The 3,051-nt window shown below is 71.2% G+C and carries 3 protein-coding genes; 2 read left to right on the top strand and 1 reads right to left on the bottom strand.

Annotated elements, in window-relative coordinates; all coding sequences use genetic code 11:
• Together GX015_RS09030 and GX015_RS09035 are read left to right on the top strand one after the other, a co-directional pair.
• Window positions 1–1,842, top strand: a 1,842-nt coding sequence (locus GX015_RS09030; protein WP_291344526.1) for a SulP family inorganic anion transporter, incomplete at its 5' end; no start/stop codon positions are given.
• A 31-nt stretch (window positions 1,843–1,873) separates the two neighbouring features.
• On the top strand, window positions 1,874–2,497 hold the full coding sequence (locus GX015_RS09035) for a hypothetical protein (RefSeq protein ID WP_162986221.1): 624 nt from the start codon (window positions 1,874–1,876) through the stop codon (window positions 2,495–2,497).
• Here GX015_RS09035 and GX015_RS09040 read toward each other — a convergent pair.
• Window positions 2,475–2,804, bottom strand: a complete 330-nt coding sequence (locus tag GX015_RS09040; protein ID WP_120983577.1) for a Rho termination factor N-terminal domain-containing protein — start codon at window positions 2,802–2,804, stop codon at window positions 2,475–2,477. The genes GX015_RS09035 and GX015_RS09040 overlap by 23 nt on opposite strands.
• Window positions 2,805–3,051 lie beyond the last annotated feature (247 nt).

The following is a 3,051-nucleotide window of genomic DNA, read 5'->3' on the forward strand; positions in this document are numbered from 1 at the left end:
CCGCCCGCGTTGGCCGGGGCGCGCCGCTCCTTCGCCGGAGATGCGATGGCGGGGCTGACGCTGGCGGCCATCGCGCTGCCGGGGTCGATGGGCACGGCCCAGCTCGTCGGGGCCCCGGCGATCGCCGGATTGGTCGCGTTCATCGTCGGATCGGTCATCTTCGCGCTGGTCGGCGGCCACCGGATCCTGTCGGTCGGCGCGGACTCGTCCATCGCCCCGATGCTCGCAGCCGCTGCGGCGGGCGGGGCCGTCACCGGCGTCGCCACGACGGGCCAGCTCACCGACGCCGGCCACCCCGTCATCGACGCCGAGGCGCTGATGCTCGTCTCGGTGCTGGTCGGCGCGATACTGATGCTCATCGGGGCCGTGCGCGGCGGATGGATCACGCAGTTCCTGTCGCGGCCGGTGACCATCGGGCTGCTGGCGGGCATCGGGCTCGGCATCATCGTCGACCAGCTGCCGGTGGCCATGGGGATGCCCAACCACGGCGGCGGCGTCATCGGCGGCATCGTGGACATGGTCACGAGCTTCGACGAGATCAACCCGTGGACGCTGGCCGCGGCGGGGATCGTCCTGTTCTGCACGCTGGGGGCCGGCCTGATCAGCCCGCGGCTGCCCGGCGCCCTGTTCGGGCTGGCGGCGGCGATGGTCTTTTCCGCCGCCGTCGATCTGCGGTCCAAGGGCGTGGTCACGCTGCCCCGCCCGGATCTGGCGCCGCCGGATCTCGACTTCGCGGCCCTGTCCCCGGGGGCGGCGCTCGAGCTGATGCCGACCGCGCTGGTCATCGCGGTGCTCGTCGTCATCCAGACCGGCGCGACGGAGGCGTCCTTCCCCGGACCGCGGCGCACCATCGACCGCGACCTCGGCGCCATCGGCGTCGCCTCCGCCGCAGCGGGCCTGGTCGGGGCGTTCGCCGTCAACGCGTCGCCTCCGCGCACGTCCGTCATCGCGGCCGCGAAGGGCAGGTCGCAGGTGGTCGGCCTCGTGGCCGCGGTGATCGTCCTGGTGATCGGCGTCCTCGGCGAGGGCCTGCTCCCGTTGCTGCCCACCGCCGCTCTGGCCGCGGTGCTGCTCACGGTCGCGGCGAAGCTGATCAAGGTGCGCTCGATGACGCGCATCGCCCGCTTCAGCCGGACCGAGTTCGCGGTGTGCCTGGCCACGATCGTCCTGGTGGTGTTCGTGGGCGTGGTGCAGGGCGTCATCGTCGCGGCGCTGGTCACGCTGCTCGACCGCACGCGCCGCGAGGCCCGGCCGCCGACGTACCGCAAGGGGATGATCCCCAAATCGAACCACTGGGTCCCCGTCGACGCGGGCACCGCGACGGTGCAGGTCCCGGGCGTTCTGGTGTGGTCGGTGGAGGCCCCGCTGTGGTACGCGGACTCCGATTTCGTCGTCGAGCAGCTGGGCGAGGAACTCACCGGCGACGACGGCCCGTACGCGGCGGTCGTCCTCGACGCCGCCGCCATCGCGGACGTCGATTTCACCGGCGCGGGGGCGCTGGAGTCGATCATCGACGCGCTCGATCACGCACAGCTGCCGTTGATCATCGCCCGCGCGAACCGTCCCGTGCAGAAGGCCGTCGACAAGGCCGGGTTGGCGGGCCGGGTGACCATCGAGCCGACCGTCGCCGATGCGGTGAAGCACGCCGCCCGGCTGGTCGGCCTCGGCGACGAACTGCGCGCGGTCCGCGGCAAGCGCAAGGACATCGCCGCGCTCCGGCAGAGGGGATTGGTCGCCGACGAGGTCATCGAGCAGGTCGAGGAGGAGCTCGAGGCCGAAAAGAAGAAGGAGGAGGCCCGGGAGCTGGAGCGGGGCGACCGGGAGGACGACATTCTTCCCTAGCTCCATCCTCGCCCTCCCCTAGAATGTTCCCGTGGGAATGCTTCGGATCGGGATCTTCATGATGGCCATCTTCACCGCCGCATGGTCGGCCTGGGCTTGGCCGATTCCGGATCCGCTGGTGCGCGTCCCGGGCATCGCCTTCGGCATCGCCGCCGTCGCGCTCGCGATCCTCGGGCTGTTGCGGGGTCGGGGTGGACGGGCCGGGCGCGGGCCGTCGCAAAGCACGGGAAACGCATCGCTTGACGACGCCCACCGGCCCGACCAGGGGCGGGGAGCCGGGAAGACGACGCTGATCGCGATCCTCGTCGAGGTCGTCGCGATTTTCGCGGTCGTGCGCTGGCTGGGCACCGTGAACCCCGATCTGATCCAGCCGGCGATCGCGCTGATCGTCGGCGCGCACTTCCTGGTGTTCCAGTTCAATCCCGCAACCCGTGGCGGCGTGCACGTGGTGACGACCGTCTTCGGCGTGACCGTCGGCGCCATCGGCCTGCTGATGATCCACGGCGACCGGCCCCCGGAGCTCGTCCACGCGCTCGTCGGGCTGGGCATGGCGGCGATCACGCTGACCTACGGGGTGCTGTTCGCCCGGGCGATGCGCACGGCGAATGGCACCGGAAAAGGCGCCGACCGGCTCAGTGCTCGCGCAGAGCCTTGATCAGCTCGTCCTTGTTCATGGTGGAACGGCCCTCGACGTCCAGCTCGCGGGCGCGATCCCGCAGTTCGTCGACCGTCCAGTCGTCGTAGGAGCCGGCCTCCCCGCCCTTGCGGCCGACCTTCTCCCGCGAGGTGTTCGCCGCCGCGTTGGCGATGCGCGCGGCCTTTTCCTTGCTCGCGCCGTCGTCGCGCAGGGCCTCGTAGACCTCGGGATCCTTCACCGACGGGCCCGGATCCTCCTTCTTCCGGGAGCCGCCGGAGTTCCCGCTCGAGTTCTTGCCGGAGTTCTTGGTGTCGCCGTCGGCCATGATCGCCGCCTCTCGTCGTCGCTGCCGTCGTTCGTCTTCGTGCCACCGCACCGCCGACTCTAACGGCGGATCGACCAGCGCCGCGCTCCGCGACGCTTTGTTCAACATCTCGATAGAATGGCGTTCACCCGTTTTAGCGAGAATCGAGGTCCGATGACCACCGCGGAACACGCACGGCTCGCGCCGACGGCCGACCGTGCGACACCCCACGACGATCCCGTCCGCCCCGCGCCGCCGACTCCGCCCA

It is taken from the genome of Corynebacterium sp. (assembly GCF_012837295.1).
In the GTDB taxonomy this organism is placed as follows: Bacteria; Actinomycetota; Actinomycetes; order Mycobacteriales; family Mycobacteriaceae; genus Corynebacterium.

What these genes read in the sequence shown, in the direction of transcription:
- GX015_RS09040 (WP_120983577.1), bottom strand. Translation starts at nt 2,804, where the DNA reads ATGGCCGACGGCGACACCAAGAACTCCGGCAAGAACTCGAGCGGGAAC.